Below are 234 nucleotides of genomic sequence, written 5' to 3'. Positions count from 1 at the left end.
GTTCTCGGCTTGCTCATGGGCACGAGCTATTTCGACGCCTTGATCCGCGGTCAGCCACAGTGTGACGTACTCACGCAGGAAGTCGAACGCGCTGGCATAGAACTCGTTCGCGGTGCTGCGCACTGCGGGGTTGGTTGCGGCTTCGCCCCAGGTCTGCACAATGTAGCCGGTCGAGATGTCGGCTTCTTCGAGGCGATCGGCAATGAGCGTCAGGACCTCAACCGGTGTTGGGAG

The 234-nt window shown here is 61.1% G+C and carries 1 protein-coding gene; it reads right to left on the bottom strand.

Annotation, left to right across the window (positions count from 1 at the left end):
- A partial coding sequence (locus AMS67_RS17655; RefSeq protein ID WP_162230860.1) for a hypothetical protein occupies positions 1-234 on the bottom strand: 234 nt, incomplete at both ends.

The organism is Leucobacter japonicus, from assembly GCF_001273855.1.
Taxonomy (GTDB): domain Bacteria; phylum Actinomycetota; class Actinomycetes; order Actinomycetales; family Microbacteriaceae; genus Leucobacter; species Leucobacter japonicus.
The sequence above is the reverse complement of the archived record's forward strand: the minus strand, read 5'-3'. Positions and strand labels throughout refer to the sequence as shown.